This window comes from Pseudoalteromonas sp. S408 (genome assembly GCF_005886645.1).
In the GTDB taxonomy this organism is placed as follows: Bacteria; Pseudomonadota; Gammaproteobacteria; order Enterobacterales; family Alteromonadaceae; genus Pseudoalteromonas.
Genome location: NZ_PNDY01000032.1, coordinates 35,241 through 52,257 on the forward strand (window position 1 = coordinate 35,241; position 17,017 = coordinate 52,257).

Sequence of the window (17,017 nt, forward strand, 5' to 3'; positions counted from 1 at the left end):
TGCCAATTTTTTTATAAATCAAATGGCATTAATACAAAAATAAAAATAACGAATTGGCGTTTAAGCCGTATGCCTCTTCGCTTTGCACTAGCAACAGCATCAAAGGAGTCGTCACATGGGTAAACTTAGTTGTACCTTGTGGCTTATATTGTGTGTTTTTCCGCAGTTAGCGTTGGCCAACAGCCAATATAATATGCGCAAGGGCGTTACAGATATAAGTGAAAATGTTTACGAATTACACATGACCATATTTTTTATATGTTGTGTAATTGGAATAATAGTGTTTGCCATCATGCTTTGGGCACTCATTCATCATCGAAAATCTAAAGGGGCGGTTCCCGCTCAATTCCACGAAAGTACTAAAGTAGAAATTCTTTGGACTGCTATACCATTTGTTATATTAATTGCGATGGCAGTGCCAGCTACAAAAACGTTAATAGCGATGGAAGATGCCAGTAAAGCCGACTTAACAATTAAAGTGACTGGCTCGCAGTGGAAATGGCATTATGAATACATGGGAGAAGACGTAGAGTTTTACTCAATGCTTGCAACCTCTCAAGATGAAATTACCAATTTAGCAGATAAAAACCCAAATTATTTGCTTGAGGTAGATAAACCCCTCGTACTGCCAATTAATAAAAAAATTCGTTTTTTAATGACCTCAGATGATGTTATTCACTCTTGGTGGGTACCAGACTTTGCCGTTAAAAAAGACGCAAATCCGGGCTTTATTAACGAAACATGGACCAACATAAACGAAGAAGGGATTTACCGAGGCCAGTGTGCTGAGCTGTGTGGTAAAGATCATGGATTTATGCCTGTTGTAGTTGAGGCTAAATCTGAAGCTGATTTTAAAGTATGGCTTGCCGACGCTAAACAAGCTAAACAAAAAGCTGCTTTAGCTGATGCAGCTTTACTTGATCAAACATTACCAAAAGAAGAGTTAATGGAGCTGGGTGCTCAGGTATACATGGCAAGTTGTGCCGCGTGTCATCAGCCTACAGGTATGGGATTGCCGGGCGTATTTCCGGCGCTTAAAGGCAGCCCAATTGTACTTGGAGATATAAAAGGTCATATAGACATACTTATTTATGGTAGCCCAGGTACGGCAATGCAATCATTTGCCAAGCAGTTATCTATAAAACAATTGGCTGCGGTTATTACTTACAAGCGCAATGCATGGGGTAACGATACCGGTGATGTTATTCAGCCTAGTGAGATTCAAGCAGCACTTGATGCCGACGCGGAGGCTAACTAATGAGTAGCATAGCAGAACAACCTAATGCCAACGAAGCGCACCATGCTCATCACCCAGCTAAAGGCTTTAAACGCTGGCTTTATACAACTAATCATAAAGATATTGGTAGCTTATATTTAATATTTTCGCTGACCATGTTTTTAATTGGTGGCGCAATGGCTATGGTGATCAGGGCCGAGTTATTTCAGCCAGGATTACAGTTAGTCGACCCTCACTTTTTTAATCAAATGACCACAGTTCACGGTTTAATAATGGTGTTTGGTGCCGTTATGCCGGCTTTTACGGGATTAGCCAATTGGATGATACCGTTAATGATAGGTGCGCCAGATATGGCATTACCTAGAATGAACAACTGGAGTTTTTGGATTTTACCTTTCGCATTTTTAATTTTGCTTGCGTCTTTATTTATGCCTGGAGGGGGCCCTGCTTTTGGCTGGACTTTTTATGCTCCGCTTTCAACCACATACAGTAATGACAATACTGCCTTATTTGTATTTGCTGTGCACATAATGGGCATTAGCTCGATTATGGGGGCTATTAACGTGGTGGTTACTATAGTTAACTTACGCGCTCCTGGTATGACGTGGATGAAACTCCCTCTGTTTGTATGGACATGGCTAATAACGGCATTTTTGCTCATTGCTGTTATGCCTGTTTTGGCAGGCGCGGTGACCATGGTTTTAACCGATAAATATTTTGCGACTAGCTTTTTTGATGCTGCAGGCGGTGGCGATCCGGTGATGTTTCAGCATATATTTTGGTTTTTTGGTCACCCTGAAGTTTACATCATGATTTTGCCTGCCTTCGGTATTATTTCAACCATAGTGCCTACTTTCTCGCGTAAAAAGCTATTTGGTTATGCATCAATGGTTTATGCCACGTCATCTATAGCATTGCTGAGCTTTATTGTGTGGGCGCATCACATGTTCACCACCGGTATGCCGGTAGCTGCAGAGCTATTTTTTATGTATTCAACAATGCTGATATCGGTACCCACTGGCGTTAAAGTATTTAATTGGGTAGCCACCATGTGGCGCGGTTCGATTAGCTTTGAAGTGCCTATGATGTTCAGTATTGCCTTTATAGTGTTGTTTACATTAGGTGGTTTTTCAGGGTTGATGCTTGCTATTACCCCCGCCGACTTTCAATACCACGATACTTATTTTGTAGTGGCTCATTTTCACTATGTATTAGTGACCGGTGCGGTATTTTCAATCATGGCCGGTGCTTATTACTGGCTGCCCAAATGGACCGGCAATATGTTTAATATCACGTTGGCTAAATGGCACTTTTGGTTGTCGTTAGTCAGTGTAAATGTGCTGTTTTTCCCAATGCATTTTGTGGGATTAGCTGGTATGCCTCGTCGTATTCCGGACTATGCACTGCAATTTGCAGACTTCAACGCAATTATAAGTATTGGTGGCTTTGCATTTGGTTTATCTCAACTGTTGTTTGTGGTGGTTGTTTTTAAATGTGCCAGAGGTGGCGAAAAAGTCCCTGCTAAAGTTTGGGATGGTGCAGAAGGGCTGGAGTGGGAAGTTGATTCGCCAGCGCCATACCACACATTTTCAACACCACCGGAAATTAAGTAATGACACATGCACCACTTCTTAAGCGCCTAATACTTATCAGCATAGGTATGTTTGCGTTTGCGTTTGCCTTAGTGCCGTTATACGACGTGTTTTGTGATTTAACAGGGCTTAATGGGAAGCCATCGTTAGAGCAAGCACAACAAAGTACTATGGTTCAGCAAACAAGGGACGTCAGCGTGAGTTTTACTACCCATGCGCAAAGTGGTGCACCTTTTGAAGTGAAATCAAAAGAGTACAGTGTGGTTGTAAAACCCGGAGAAATGCGAGAAGTCGTTTTTAGCGCAAAAAATAGTAGCGAACTCGATAAAGTTATGCAGGCTGTGCCGTCTGTTTCACCTGGGAAAGCAGCAAAATATTTACACAAAATGGCCTGTTTTTGCTTTGATCAACAACCCCTAAAAGCGGGAGAAGAGCTCGAATTTAAATTGCTTTTTTATGTTGATACAGCGCTTCCAAGTGATGTTGAAGAGCTAACTTTATCTTATACCGTATTTGATATTAGTGAACAGCTAGTAGCCAGTAATAACTAGCGATTAATACTAGTGTGAAACTAGGAGCAAGTAAAATGAATCAAGAATATGAGCATTATTACGTACCAGAGCAAAGTCCGTGGCCTATTGTAGGGGCGGTTGCATTATTTTTTATCGCCGTAGGCGCAGGCTTAACTGTTATGGAGGTTGGAAAGGAAGGGGGTAGCGGTGTTTATTTGCTTTATGCCGGTATAGCCGTTCTTCTGTATATGTTATTTAGCTGGTTTAAAAACGTTATACATGAGTCAGATCAGGGGTTGTACTCTGCGCAAATGGATCGCTCTTTTCGACAAGGCATGAGTTGGTTTATTTTTTCTGAGGTTATGTTTTTTATGGCCTTTTTTGGTGCGTTATTTTACGCGCGTATGATTTCGGTGCCTTGGTTAGGTGGCGCGGGTAACAATGCTATGACCAATGAGGTTTTGTGGCCTACTTTTGAAGCTATGTGGCCTTTAGTTGTTACACCTTCGGGAGACACAACGCAAGCTATGGGTTGGCAAGGGCTACCACTAATTAATACGTTAATTTTAATCGCGTCATCAGTTACTTTGCATTTTGCTCATGTAGCAATGGAAAACAATAAACGCAAACCCCTCAAAGTGTTTTTAGGGCTTACGGTGCTATTAGGCGTGTGCTTTTTAGCATTACAAGTAGAAGAATATGTTCATGCATATAACGACTTAAACTTAACATTAGATGCCGGTGTTTACGGGAACACATTCTTTTTGCTTACTGGTTTTCATGGCATGCATGTCACGCTTGGAGCCGTACTTTTATTTGTTATTTTAATACGAATATTAAAAGGGCATTTCACAAAAGAAAAGCACTTTGCCTTTCAAGCTGCTGCTTGGTATTGGCATTTTGTTGATGTGGTATGGCTGTGTTTATTTGTATTTGTATATGTGCTGTAACGTTTATGGGCGAACTGTTTGCCTTTATAAAACCGAGCTTAACTGCTGCAATTGCAACCACTAATACAATAACCGAAAACAACACTCGGCGACCTAAAAAATGAGACATAGGTCGTCCGTTTGTTTTCCCTGACACCATAATAAATAACGCTCTAAATAAGTTAAAAAGTATAAACATTAACAACAGTACAATAATAATTTTAATAATCACTGAGTTGACCCTTTATGCAAGTAGTTTTAAGGCACAAACAAAAGCTTAGTTCAATAATCACAATTTGTATGGTTGTGGTTGTTGTGCTTGTATGTGTGCGCCTAGGCTTTTGGCAATTAGAACGAGGTGAAAAAAAACAGCAACAGCTTACTGCCATTGCTCAAATACAAACTCATGGTGTTATGAATTGGTCGCAGTTGCTTGAGTTACCAAAACAATGGAATAAAACCGGCGTATTAGTTGAGCTTAAAGGGACATTTTTAAGCGAACATTACTGGTTGTTAGATAATCAAGTATATAACGGGCAAGTGGGTTACGACTTACTAGCTCTGTTAAAACCAAATAATGATACGCGTGCAGTATTGGTTAATTTAGGCTGGGTCAGAGCCCCAGTATCACGTGATTTTTTACCCAAAGTGGTTTTGCCCCAAGGTGAGTTTACGGTCAAAGCACAAATTAAAGAGAATAACCTCAGTAGTTTTACTCTAGAAGATAAAACCGCGAGTGGTGATCTGCCCAAACGCATTCAATCAATCGACTTAAGTTTTATAAAATCGCAAACAAACATCCCATTAGTTAACTTTATGGCTTACCGCCAAGGTGAAGGTGATGAAATGGCGATACCGCATTACAAAGCGGTTGTAATGAGCCCACAAAAACATAATGCCTATGCCTTACAGTGGTTTTTAATCGCGTTTGCATGTGTTGTTGTGGCTATCTTTGCGAGTAAAAAAAGGAAAAAAAATGAAAAATAAACCCCTTTTATTGTTTGTAACCTGTTGTGCTATTCCTTTGCTTTTAGCTTATAGCGCGCTCAAATTTGATTGGTTACCCAGTGCGGTTACAAATCATGGTGAATTTCTAAATGAAGAGATAAAACTAGAAAACTGGCAACAAAATAACCCTAAACAATGGACTATAGCGCTTAATTATTCGCGTGAGTGCAGCGCGTCATGTAGCGAGCAGCTTGAGGCGCTTAATAATCTTTATATAGCGCTAGGTAAAAACCAAGGCAAGGTTGACATGGCTGTTATGGGGAGCCCTTCACAAGCAGATTTACCATGGAAAAAAATGGCTCAGCAACCAAATTTAACGCCAGCTAGTTTGTATTTAATTGATCATATGGGGCTTGTGGTGCTTGAGTACCCATACAAAGTGCAGCCTCAAGAAAACCGCTTAGTTCAAAAGGGGTTATTAAAGGATTTAAAAAAACTACTTAACTATTCTCGTTCAAGCTAACTCGGTTAGTGTGAGGTAAAAGATGTATAAAAATTATAAAAATTGGGTTTTATTAACTGGACTTTTTGCTTTAGTGGTTGTTGCTCTGGGTGCTTACACTCGTTTGAGTGATGCCGGACTGGGTTGTCCAGACTGGCCGGGGTGTTACGGTTTTTTAACGGTTCCTAAACACGAAGCTGATATTGCTTTAGCGACACAAAGTTACCCTGACATGGTGTTTGAAAAAGCGAAAGCCTGGAAAGAAATGATTCATAGGTATTTTGCTGGCACCTTAGGGCTGATGATTCTAGCGTTGTTTATTGTTGCTTTTTTAAAGCGTCAATTTCCAACTACCCCATTAAAGCTAACATCTTTGTTGTTATTGCTTGTTGTGTTTCAGGCTGCATTAGGGATGTGGACTGTCACTATGAATCTGCAGCCACTTATTGTAATGGGGCATTTGCTAGGTGGCTTTAGTATCTTATCGCTGATTACTTTGCTGTATTTAAGGTTAACAGCAAAACCTATTATGGGCGGAGATGAGGGCGCTAAGCAGCACTTCGGATTGAGTTTGATTGCGCTTTTTGTGCTGATTTTACAAATAGCGCTTGGCGGCTGGCTTGCGGCAAATTACGCAGCACCACACTGTAATGGTTTACCTTTATGTGATTACGCTCAGCCTTTTTCGTTGAGTAGTGTTTTTCAATTACCGCTTGAGCATAGCAACTACGAGTTTGGTGTGCTGTCACAGCAAGCAAGAATGTCTATCCATTTATTACACCGCATTTGGGCATTAGTGACCTGCATCGTATTGGCGCTTGTTATGTGGAAAATTTACAGCCACGCTTATTCTCAAAAAATTAAAAGCTGCGTAATAGCGGTATTGGTCACTTTATTTTGCCAAATTAGCTTAGGGCTTATTTTGGTACATTGGCACTTTCCGTTGGGGATTGCACTGGCGCATAACTTAATGGCTGCCATACTGTTATTAAGTATGGTTAGGTTGTGTTATTACCTAAAATCAAGCACATAAAGGAGAAATATAATGGCACTAACAATAAACAAAAAAACAATACAGCCTGTTCATACTCAATCACTTAGTGTGCGTGCTTACGACTTATTACAAGATTACTTAGCCATTAGTAAATTTAAAGTAGTGGCTATGTTGGTTTTAACAGCCTGGGTTGGATTAGCATTAGCCCCTGATGTTGGGCGTGGAATAGGCGTTCAAGTTATTAGCTTATTAGGAATAGGCCTGTTATCTGCTGCGGCCGCCGTTATTAATCATGTAGTGGATAGCGAAATAGACTCTAAAATGGCAAGAACGCGTCATCGGCCTGTTGCTAAAGGGCGTTTAAGTAAAACACATGCATTAACGTTTGCGGCAAGTATTGGGGTTACTGGTTTTATCATGCTTACGGTGTGGGCTAATACGCTTACAGCAATATTAACGTTATTTGCATTAGTGGGTTATGCCTTTATTTATACGTCATTTTTAAAACGCGCGACACCTCAAAATATTGTAATAGGCGGACTTGCTGGAGCGATGCCGCCATTGCTTGGTTGGGTATCTGAAACAAATCAAATGGCAGCAGCGCCATGGTTGCTGGTTATGATTATATTTACCTGGACCCCCCCCCATTTTTGGGCTTTAGCTATTGCTCGAAAAAGTGATTACGAGCGTGCAAAAATTCCAATGTTGCCGGTAACACATGGTATCGACTTTTGTAAAACATGTGTGGTTGCATACTCAGTTTTACTCGCTTTAGTGTGTGTGATGCCATACTTAATTGGTATGTCAGGAGGTATTTACTTAGTCGGTGCTTGTGTGCTTAATAGTGTGTTTATGTATAAAGCCATTAAGTTAAAATTTGCAGCTAATAACGACAAGGCTATGGATTTATTTCGTTTTTCGATAGTGCATTTAATGGTACTCTTCGTGATCTTATTTATAGATAAATGGTTCCCTTTATGAAGCGACTCTGGCTTTTAGTAATTGTTATTTTAAGTTTATTTTTATCAGCATGCTCAAGTGAAAACGATCCTCAAAATTTAAATGCACTTGTTTATGAAAACGCTAAATCACTTTCGGATTTTACGTTAAAAAATCAGCTCGACGAACCGGTGACAAAAGCGCAATTTAAGGGGCAATGGAATTTAGTGTTTTTAGGGTACACAAGTTGTCCCGATATTTGCCCGTTAACGTTGGCTAAGTTAAACGCTGTTTATAAAGAGCTGGAAGCTGATTACCCGTTGCAAATATGGTTTGTATCGGTCGATCCAAATAGAGATACAGCAGAAAAGCGAAAACAATATATAGATTACTTTAACCCAAATTTTTTGGCTGTTTCTGGGCAGCACAAAGATCTTTTTCCAGTAGTAAGAGAGCTTGGCTTAATTTACGCAATTAGTGATACAACAAAAGCTGATTATGCGGTTGATCATAGTGCATCAGTTGCGTTGGTTGATGATACTGGAGCGCTAAGAGCTATTTTTAAACCTGAGTTTAAGCAAGGTAGTGTACCGCTTATTAATTCAACTCAATTAACGCAAGAGTTTAAAGTTATTGCAAACTACTACTAAAAACTGACTTTTTAATTTTTCACGTATTTTAAGGGGGCTTTAGGCTCCCTTTTTTGTTTTTTTCATTCCTGTTTATAAATTTATTAAAATTTTTTTGACCCTTTTATGGCAATTTTAACAACTAGAGCTAAGCTTTTGTTATGAATTGAAATGAAAGGGATTACACAATTTTACATGTTAAAACTTCCAAGCGAACTTGTGATTACCCGAGTTGAAACGCTCCACCAAGACTTACTACAAGAACTCAATAGCAACGACGACATCAGTCTTGATATTAGCGATGTCGTGTCTGCAGATACTGCATCTATTCAGCTGTTATGTGCGCTTCAAAAACACTTACTTACTATACAGCATAAAATTATATGGGTAGGTAGCAGTGCAGCATTAGCACATACCATTAATCAGCTTGGCTTAAGCCATTATTTAACAATCGAGATAAATAGTTAGAGGTTTATATGAAAAAAATCTTAGCAGTTGATGATTCAGCATCTATGCGTCAGATGGTGAGCTTTACTTTAAAAACCGCAGGCTTTGATGTGACAGAGGCCAAAGACGGCAGTGAAGCATTGGCTATTGCTAAGCAGCAAGGTTTTGATGCGGTTATTTCAGATGTAAACATGCCCATTATGGATGGCATTACATTAATACGGGAGCTACGTACATTACCTGACTATAAATTTACGCCACTACTTATGCTAACCACCGAGTCGGGTCTAGAAAAAAAAGTAGAAGGTAAAGCGGCTGGTGCAACAGGTTGGATAGTAAAGCCATTTAATCCAGAGCAGTTACTAGCGGTGATTAAAAAGGTTATTCGTTAGTCAAGGAGCGCAAAGTGAGCATAGATTTAAGTCAATTTTTTGAAGTTTTCTTTGAAGAGAGTTTTGAAGGCCTTGATACCATGGAAGCTGAGCTTTTAAACTTAGTGCCTGGTGAGGAAGACTTAGAAACTATTAACACTATTTTTAGAGCCGCTCATTCAATAAAAGGGGGGAGTGGGACGTTTGGTTTTTCATCGGTGTCTGACTTTACTCACGTACTTGAAACTTTACTGGATCAAATTCGCCAAGGTGAGCGCACCCTGACAACCGAGCACGTTAATTTATTACTTAAAGCGGTTGATTGCCTTAGATCGTTACTCGCTGGGTTGCAAGCAGAGCAAGCGCCCGACTTAACTGAAGCCGATACACTACGAGCACAATTTGAAGAGGTGCTAGGAATAAAGGGCGCAACACAAGAGTCCACCACTCAACCCTCTGACAACCAACCCGATAGCGATACTTACCAAATAGACTTTAAGCCGCATCATCACTTATTTAAAACAGGCAATGAGCCACTCATTATGATTAGTGAGCTTGAGCAATTAGGCGAGCTAGATACCACTGTTTTTTACGATGAAGTCCCTGAAATAACTGATTTAAGTAGTGATGAGTGCTTTTTACATTGGCGTTTTTTCTTAAATACCAGTCATGGGAAAAGCGCGATTAAAGAAGTGTTCGAATGGGTTGAAGATGACGCTGATATTACTATTGAATTATGCGGTGGCTTATTTACCGATGATATACCAGCATCAGCAACCAACATAATCGATAGCAACGCTGTTGGTAATGACGCAGCACCTACCCTAGAGCCTTTGACCCCAGAGCCAATAACAGAGCCGACGAAACAGGCTAAGCCCATAAAGCCCACCTCTGCGAGTGCCAATAAAAAATCAACAACGCCCGAATCTACTTCCATTCGCGTCGGGATTGATAAAGTTGACTCATTAATAAACATGGTCGGTGAGCTTGTTATTACTCAGGCTATGCTTAATCAGCTTAGCGAGCAAGACATTACGCCGGCTACTATTACTGCATTGCAAGAAGGCTTAGCGCAACTTGCGCACAACACCCGCGATTTGCAAGAAAACGTAATGCGTATCCGCATGTTGCCAATTAATTTTGTATTTAGCCGTTTCCCACGTTTGGTACGCGACATTGCGCAAAAGCTAAATAAACAGGTTGAATTGAAGCTGATAGGCGAGCAAACCGAATTAGACAAAACAGTAATGGAAAAAATTTCCGATCCTATGGTTCATTTAGTTAGAAACTCATTAGATCATGGCTTAGAAACTGTTGAGAAAAGACTGCAAGCCGGAAAAGATCCTGTAGGAACGGTGACCTTAAATGCATTCCATCAAGGTGGAAATATTGTTATTGAAATAATGGATGATGGACAAGGGTTAAACACCAAAAAAATCCAAGAAAAAGCCATTGCAAATGAGCTAATTTCTGCCGACAACCACCTGAGCGATGAAGAAATTAACGAGCTGATATTTATGCCAGGCTTTTCCACTATGGATGAGGTGAGTGACTTATCTGGGCGAGGTGTTGGTATGGATGTCGTTAAGCGTAATATCCAGTCTTTAAATGGTTCTGTAGAAGTCACATCTGCACCAGGGGTAGGCTCAACATTTACAATTAGGTTACCACTTACACTGGCTATTTTAGATGGTCAGTTAGTTAAAGTTGCCCAGCATACTTATATTATTCCGCTCATTTCTATTGTTGAATCGCTGCAAATTGATATTGCCAAGGTAAGCCGTGTAGGAAAAAACCTTGATGTACTTAGGTTACGTGATGAATATATTCCAATTTTAAGGCTCTACGATATTTTTAATCATGATAATGCCATTGAATCTCTCGATAAAACTTTACTTGTTGTTGTAGAAACCGACAACCAAAAAGTGGGTTTATTGGTAGATGACCTCTTATCGCAACAACAGGTGGTAATTAAAAGTTTAGAGGCAAACTATCAAAAAGTAGATGGCATATCCGGCGCGACTATTTTGGGTGATGGGCGGGTTTCATTGATAGTTGATATAAGCGGGTTAATAAAACTTTCAGGTTTAAAAAAACCGGGCAGTCAAGAGTTAAGTATTGAGTCGCAAGCTGCTTTGGAGGCGCTATGATTTCTGAGCTTAATCTGCAGCAGCAAAAGGGCGTGAAACAGTTTTTAACATTCATCATGGCTGATGAAGAATACGGTGTAGATATTTTAACTGTACAAGAAATTCGTAGCTGGGAAGAGATAACCGTTTTACCCAACGCTCCCGAGTTTGTAAAAGGGGTTATTAATTTGCGTGGCACCATAGTGCCGATTATTGATTTAAGGCTGCGGTTTGGCTTGCCCAGTATAGAGTACGGGCCGCTTACAGTGGTGATTGTAGTAAAAATAGAGTTTGAACAAGACAGTAAAATTATTGGTATTACCGTTGATGCGGTTTCTGAGGTTTACAGTATTGCAGAGCAAGATGCTAAAGCGGTTCCAAGTATTTCAGAAACAAATAACGACGATTATGTGGCAGGGTTAGTTAACGTGGGCGAGAAAATGGTGGCGTTAATCGACTTACAAAAAACAATGAATATTTAGAGTCAGTATTTGCTAAATAAAGTAAAAATAACTTAAAGGTGGTGATGAGCATGGGATGGTTTAGTAATCCAAAACAGTCTGAATCAAATAATGATTTAATTATAAGTGCATTAAATAAGTCATTAGCTGTGATTGAGTTTGAGCCAAGCGGAAAAATTATTACCGCTAATGCTAACTTTCTTCGCGTAATGGAATATCAACTAGAAGAAATTCAAGGCCAGCACCACTCTTTATTTGTGGATGATACTGAAGCTCAAGAAAGTGACTACAAACATTTTTGGCTGCGATTGAATAACGGCGAATTTATATCTCAAGAGTTTAGACGCATTACTAAAAGTGGTAAAGAAGTGTGGATTCAGGCCACCTATAATCCAATTGTGAACTCTCAGGGGCAAGTCATTAAGGTTGTGAAATTTGCGACGGATATAACAGCACAAAAGCTCGTTTCAGCAGAGGCAAGAGGACAAATAAATGCAATTAGTAAGTCTCAAGCAGTTATAGAGTTTAATTTAGACGGCACTATTATTGATGCAAACGATAATTTTTTAAACACCTTGGGGTATCAGCTTAACGACATCATGGGCCAGCACCATCGAATATTTGTTACACCTGAATACGCAGCAAGTGATGAATATAAAACTTTTTGGGCTAAATTAGGGCGTGGTGAATTTGACTCGGGTGAGTATTTAAGAATAGGAAAGCAGGGTCAAGAAATTTGGATTCAGGCTTCTTATAACCCAATTTACGACATGAATGGTAAGCCCTTTAAAGTAATTAAATATGCGTCTGATATAACAGCTCAAAAAGAGTTAGAAAAATCTTCACGCAAAGCTGCAGACCTAGCTAGCGCCTTAAAAGTATGCCAAGCAAATGTAATGATTGCAGATCAAGACCTTAATATTGTTTTTGTAAACGAACGCGTGCAAGACATGCTAAAAGCGCGTGAAAAAGACCTACAAACGGTATTACCACACTTTTCTGTTGATAATTTAGTGGGGACTTGTGTTGATGATTTTCATAAAAAGCCGTCGCATCAACGAGAATTACTAAAAAATTTAGATAAACCTTACAAAGCAGAGCTGCGTTTAGCGGGGTTGATTTTTACATTAATAGCGACGCCATGGTACAGCCAAGAAGGCAAAAAACTCGGTACTATTGTTGAGTGGGACGATATTACTGATAAGGTTGCTAAAGCTGACGCTGAGCGTGCAATCGCGCAAGAAAACCGTCGTGTGCGCCAAGCGCTTGATACTGTTGCAACCAATACCATGATTGCAGATTCATCAAATGTCATTGTGTACATGAATAAAGCCGTTAGAAGCATGATGAGCATTGCTGAAAATGACCTTCGAAAAGACTTACCTAATTTTGATAGCAAAAATCTGCTTAATCAAAATATTGATGTATTTCATAAAAACCCAGCGCACCAACAAAACTTATTAGCAACGTTAAAAGATACTTACAGCACGCAAATAAAGGTTGGTGGACGCACATTTGGTTTGGTTGCAAACCCAATAATAACCCCAGAGCAAGAGAGAATTGGCACTGTTGTAGAGTGGGAAGATAGAACCTCAGAAGTTGCAATAGAAAGAGAAATAGCACAATTAGTAAGTGCTGCAGGAGAGGGGGACCTCGATACGCGTGTAATGGAAGAGGGTAAAGAAGGGTTCTTTTTACGCTTGGCACAAGGGTTAAACAGTCTGGTTAAAATTGTAGACGATGCGGTCGCAGATACTGGCAATATGCTAGATGCCTTGGCAACTGGCGACCTATCTAAGCGAATTGAAAAAGAATACAAAGGCTCGTTTGATAAATTAAAACGCGATGCAAACACCACTGCAGATAAATTAACGGAGGTTATTAATCGTATAAGCTCATCAGCGACCTTGGTGGCCAGTGGCGCAGAAGAAATTTCTCAGGGGAACGCAGATTTAAGTCAGCGTACGGAAGAGCAAGCATCATCACTGGAAGAAACAGCCTCAAGCATGGAAGAAATGACGAGTACGGTCCGTCAAAATGCAGACAATGCCAAAGTGGCAAATACGCTCGCAGAAGAAACATGCGATAAAGCGATTCAGGGTGGTGAAGTGGTTAATCGCGCTGTGACGAGTATGTCAGCGATTAATGAATCGAGTAAGAAAATTGCCGATATTATTGGTGTGATTGACGAAATTGCATTTCAAACTAACTTGCTTGCACTTAATGCGGCGGTTGAAGCAGCAAGAGCCGGTGAGCAAGGGCGTGGTTTTGCGGTGGTTGCGGGTGAGGTGCGTAATTTAGCTCAACGCTCTGCAGGTGCAGCAAAAGAAATTAAAGAGCTGATAAGAGATAGCGTAGGTAAAGTGGCAGATGGCTCTCAGCTTGTGAATGAGTCAGGTGCAACGCTGAAAGAAATTGTGGTGTCGGTACAAAAAGTGACGCAAATGATTTCAGATATTACAGAGGCGTCTGAAGAGCAAAGTGCAGGAATAGAACAAGTAAATAAAGCTATTTCTCAAATGGATGAAATGACTCAGCAAAATGCAGCCTTAGTAGAAGAAGCATCGGCAGCAGGTGAATCTATGGCTGAGCAAGCAAATGAAATGCGTAGGCTTCTTAACTTCTTTTCACTAGGCCAGCAAGACATGGCTATTATGTCGCCCACGATGAATACCCCAAGTTTAGCTCACAAACCACAAAATAACGCAGTACAAAGCAAGCCAAGAGGCGATAACTTTATTGACTCGGCAGACGAGTGGGAAGAATTTTAATTTTTATGATTAAAGGCCTTATTAAGAAAACGCTCAATAAGGCCGCACTTACTGCTATGTATGAGAGCTGCTAATGAAAGAGTTTTTGTGTACCGATCGCGATTTTAAAGACATTGCTAATTTAGTGTACAACGCTTGCGGTATTGTTTTGGGCGATCATAAACGTGAAATGGTGTACTCACGTTTAGCAAGGCGAATAAGAGCGCTGAAATTAAACGACTTTAAAGCCTACTTAGCCTACCTAGACACGCATAAAGACAAAGAATTTGATGCGTTTATAAATGCAATTACCACTAATTTGACGTCTTTTTTTCGTGAATTTCATCATTTTGAATTTATTAAATCTGAGCTTGTACCTAGTTTACTAAAATCAAATAAAGACACTAAGCGCGTGAGAATATGGTCTGCAGGCTGCTCAACAGGAGAAGAGCCTTACAGTTTAGCGATGACGCTAAATAATGCGTTTCCAAGTAATTGGGATGTAAAAATTTTAGCCACCGATTTAGATTCTAACGTGTTAGAAAAAGCGCAAAAAGGTGTGTATACCGCAGCAAACGTAAATGGCTTAGACGACTTTCATTTAAAGCGTTGGTTTTTAAAAAGCAAAGACGGCGAACATTATAAAGTGAAAGACAAGTTACGCGAATGTATTTCTTTTAAACGTTTAAACCTATTGCAGGACTGGCCAATGAAAGGGCCCTTTGATCTTATTTTGTGCCGTAACGTGGTTATTTATTTTGATAAAGAAACTAAAGATCATTTATTTAAACGCTATGCAAATATACTAAGCGAGCACGGCTACTTATTTTTAGGTCACTCTGAAAGTATGGGAAAAGAGCACTCAAATTATAAAAATTTAGGAAAAACTATGTATCAACTGAGAGCACATGCAGGCTGAATTTAGAAGTGTTTTGCCCAGTTTTGAACACATTAAGCGTTACTGGGATTCAGGAAGAGATCATGTAGTTGCCAAATTGCTTCCAGGAGAATTTTATGTATCTAAAAATAATGAATTGATTTCAACTGTACTTGGCTCATGTATTGCTGCCTGTGTTTACGATGAAGTATTAGGTATTGGTGGGATGAATCATTTTATGTTGCCGATACAAAAAGGTGTAGAGCTTAAAAGCGCGCATGGTTTAAATTGCCGCTATGGTAATTGGGCTATGGAGTACCTGATAAACGAAGTATTAAAAAACGGGGCGTCTCGTCATAATTTAAAAATTAAGCTATTTGGTGGCGGAAAAATAATTAGTGCAATGACAGATATTGGACTGGGTAATATCAGTTTTGCTACCGCCTATGTTAAAGAAGAAGCCTTAAATTTAGTGGCCCATGATATGGGCGGCCCGTGGCCTAGAAAAATATTTTTTCATCCACAAACGGGTAAAGTGTATATGAAAAAACTTAAAAAATTACATAACGACACCATTGAAAAGCGCGAAGTACGTTACTTGCAAAACCTTAAAAAGCAAGAAGTGGTATCGAATATAGAGTTGTTTTAGGAGTCGCTATGATAAATGTATTAATAATCGATGACTCCCCTTTAATTAGAGGGTTGCTTACAGAGATACTGCAACAAGCCAGCGATATTAATGTTGTTGGTTGTGCAGAAGATCCATACCAAGCACGCGAAATGATAAAAAAACTTAATCCCGATGTACTTACCTTAGACGTAGAAATGCCAAAAATGGATGGGATTAGCTTTTTAAAAAACCTAATGCGCCTAAGGCCTATGCCTGTTGTTATGATTTCTACGCTCACGCAAAAAGGATCGCCTATAACATTAGAGGCATTAGAGCTAGGTGCTGTTGATTTTATTGCTAAACCGACTAGTAATGTAAGAGCGCAAATGAATCACTACGCGTCACTCGTTCAGCAAAAGGTGAGAATTGCGGCAGGTGCACGGATACGAAGCTTTAAAAAAGCGCCACCCGATGCTAAGCCCATACTTACGGATACTAAGTTTTTATTAAATAAAGTGATTGCTATAGGGGCATCTACCGGCGGCACCGAGGCAATAAAAGAAGTACTAATAAAAATGCCCGTTAATTGCCCGCCTATTGTTATTACTCAGCATATTCCTCCCGTGTTTAGTGCATCGTTTGCCGAGCGTATGGATAGAACATGTTTAATTAACGTGAAAGAGGCGCAGCATGGTGACAAGCTTAGTTCTGGTTGGGCTTACATTGCCCCTGGTGGGCTTCATTTAAGTATACAAAAACGTGGGGCTGCTCTTTATTGCCAACTCGATGATAGCGATCCTGTAAATCGGCATAAGCCGGCAGTCGACGTACTATTTGATTCGCTCGTACATTGTGGGGCAAAAAATGTGGTTGCAACAATACTTACAGGTATGGGCGCTGATGGGGCTAAAGGGCTATTAGCACTTAAGCAAAACGGCGCATACACATTAGCACAAGATGAATACTCGTCAGTTGTGTGGGGGATGCCAAAAGCTGCAATTGATATAAATGCAGCCAATGAAGTGGCTGCACTTGATAAAATGGCTGAGAAGTTGTTAAGCCATGCAGTTATAACTAAGTAAGTATAGGC

General features: G+C 40.0%; 18 protein-coding genes. 17 read left to right on the top strand and 1 reads right to left on the bottom strand.

Annotated elements, in window-relative coordinates:
* Nucleotides 1–115 precede the first annotated feature (115 nt).
* From coxB to CWB62_RS17295, 4 genes are read left to right on the top strand one after another with little or no spacing between them, the layout of a single operon-like run.
* Nucleotides 116–1,258 carry a cytochrome c oxidase subunit II gene (gene coxB / locus CWB62_RS17280; protein WP_058403627.1) on the top strand — a complete coding sequence of 381 codons (1,143 nt, stop codon included), beginning with the start codon at nt 116–118 and terminating at the stop codon, nt 1,256–1,258.
* Entirely contained in the window at nt 1,258–2,850 is a 1,593-nt protein-coding gene (gene ctaD / locus CWB62_RS17285; RefSeq protein WP_058403626.1) for a cytochrome c oxidase subunit I, read from the top strand. The genes coxB and ctaD overlap by 1 nt, the downstream gene beginning before the upstream one ends.
* Nucleotides 2,850–3,380, top strand: coding sequence for a cytochrome c oxidase assembly protein (locus tag CWB62_RS17290; protein ID WP_058403625.1), 531 nt, complete (start codon nt 2,850–2,852; stop codon nt 3,378–3,380). The genes ctaD and CWB62_RS17290 overlap by 1 nt, the downstream gene beginning before the upstream one ends.
* A 35-nt stretch (nt 3,381–3,415) precedes the next feature.
* Nucleotides 3,416–4,291: a cytochrome c oxidase subunit 3 gene (locus CWB62_RS17295; protein WP_138527387.1), complete on the top strand. Its 876-nt coding sequence runs from the start codon at nt 3,416–3,418 to the stop codon at nt 4,289–4,291.
* Here CWB62_RS17295 and CWB62_RS18975 read toward each other — a convergent pair.
* Nucleotides 4,191–4,502, bottom strand: a complete 312-nt coding sequence (locus CWB62_RS18975) for a DUF2909 domain-containing protein (RefSeq protein WP_082653587.1) — start codon at nt 4,500–4,502, stop codon at nt 4,191–4,193. The two genes, CWB62_RS17295 and CWB62_RS18975, sit on opposite strands and share 101 nt — an antisense overlap.
* A 14-nt stretch (nt 4,503–4,516) precedes the next feature.
* Between CWB62_RS18975 and CWB62_RS17305 the strand changes: the two genes are divergently transcribed.
* From CWB62_RS17305 to CWB62_RS17365, 13 genes are all read left to right on the top strand, one after another.
* Nucleotides 4,517–5,257: an SURF1 family protein gene (locus CWB62_RS17305; RefSeq protein WP_138527386.1), complete on the top strand. Its 741-nt coding sequence runs from the start codon at nt 4,517–4,519 to the stop codon at nt 5,255–5,257.
* The gene (locus CWB62_RS17310; protein WP_138527385.1) at nt 5,247–5,741 is read left to right on the top strand and encodes a redox-active disulfide-containing membrane protein; all 495 of its coding nucleotides are present in this window, start codon (nt 5,247–5,249) and stop codon (nt 5,739–5,741) included. Before CWB62_RS17305 ends, CWB62_RS17310 begins: the two co-directional genes overlap by 11 nt.
* A gap of 22 nt (nt 5,742–5,763) precedes the next feature.
* Entirely contained in the window at nt 5,764–6,753 is a 990-nt protein-coding gene (locus tag CWB62_RS17315; RefSeq protein WP_058403621.1) for a COX15/CtaA family protein, read from the top strand.
* A gap of 12 nt (nt 6,754–6,765) precedes the next feature.
* Complete coding sequence (gene cyoE / locus CWB62_RS17320; RefSeq protein WP_058403620.1) at nt 6,766–7,695, top strand: heme o synthase; 930 nt, start codon at nt 6,766–6,768, stop codon at nt 7,693–7,695.
* Complete coding sequence (locus tag CWB62_RS17325) at nt 7,692–8,303, top strand: SCO family protein (protein WP_058403619.1); 612 nt, start codon at nt 7,692–7,694, stop codon at nt 8,301–8,303. Before cyoE ends, CWB62_RS17325 begins: the two co-directional genes overlap by 4 nt.
* A gap of 150 nt (nt 8,304–8,453) precedes the next feature.
* Complete coding sequence (locus CWB62_RS17330; protein ID WP_082653586.1) at nt 8,454–8,750, top strand: STAS domain-containing protein; 297 nt, start codon at nt 8,454–8,456, stop codon at nt 8,748–8,750.
* Nucleotides 8,751–8,758: 8 nt separating this feature from the next.
* Nucleotides 8,759–9,121: a response regulator gene (locus tag CWB62_RS17335; protein WP_006793785.1), complete on the top strand. Its 363-nt coding sequence runs from the start codon at nt 8,759–8,761 to the stop codon at nt 9,119–9,121.
* A gap of 14 nt (nt 9,122–9,135) precedes the next feature.
* The gene (locus CWB62_RS17340; RefSeq protein ID WP_058403617.1) at nt 9,136–11,250 is read left to right on the top strand and encodes a chemotaxis protein CheA; all 2,115 of its coding nucleotides are present in this window, start codon (nt 9,136–9,138) and stop codon (nt 11,248–11,250) included.
* Nucleotides 11,247–11,711 carry a chemotaxis protein CheW gene (locus tag CWB62_RS17345; protein WP_058403616.1) on the top strand — a complete coding sequence of 155 codons (465 nt, stop codon included), beginning with the start codon at nt 11,247–11,249 and terminating at the stop codon, nt 11,709–11,711. The genes CWB62_RS17340 and CWB62_RS17345 overlap by 4 nt, the downstream gene beginning before the upstream one ends.
* Nucleotides 11,712–11,761: 50 nt before the next feature.
* Nucleotides 11,762–14,461 (top strand): methyl-accepting chemotaxis protein, encoded by a 2,700-nt coding sequence (locus tag CWB62_RS17350; protein ID WP_058403660.1) that lies wholly within the window; start codon nt 11,762–11,764, stop codon nt 14,459–14,461.
* A gap of 73 nt (nt 14,462–14,534) precedes the next feature.
* Nucleotides 14,535–15,359, top strand: coding sequence for a CheR family methyltransferase (locus CWB62_RS17355; protein WP_058403615.1), 825 nt, complete (start codon nt 14,535–14,537; stop codon nt 15,357–15,359).
* The gene (cheD, locus tag CWB62_RS17360) at nt 15,349–15,966 is read left to right on the top strand and encodes a chemoreceptor glutamine deamidase CheD (protein ID WP_058403614.1); all 618 of its coding nucleotides are present in this window, start codon (nt 15,349–15,351) and stop codon (nt 15,964–15,966) included. The genes CWB62_RS17355 and cheD overlap by 11 nt, the downstream gene beginning before the upstream one ends.
* A gap of 8 nt (nt 15,967–15,974) precedes the next feature.
* Nucleotides 15,975–17,009, top strand: coding sequence for a protein-glutamate methylesterase/protein-glutamine glutaminase (locus CWB62_RS17365; RefSeq protein ID WP_138527384.1), 1,035 nt, complete (start codon nt 15,975–15,977; stop codon nt 17,007–17,009).
* The last annotated feature ends 8 nt before the right edge of the window (nt 17,010–17,017 follow it).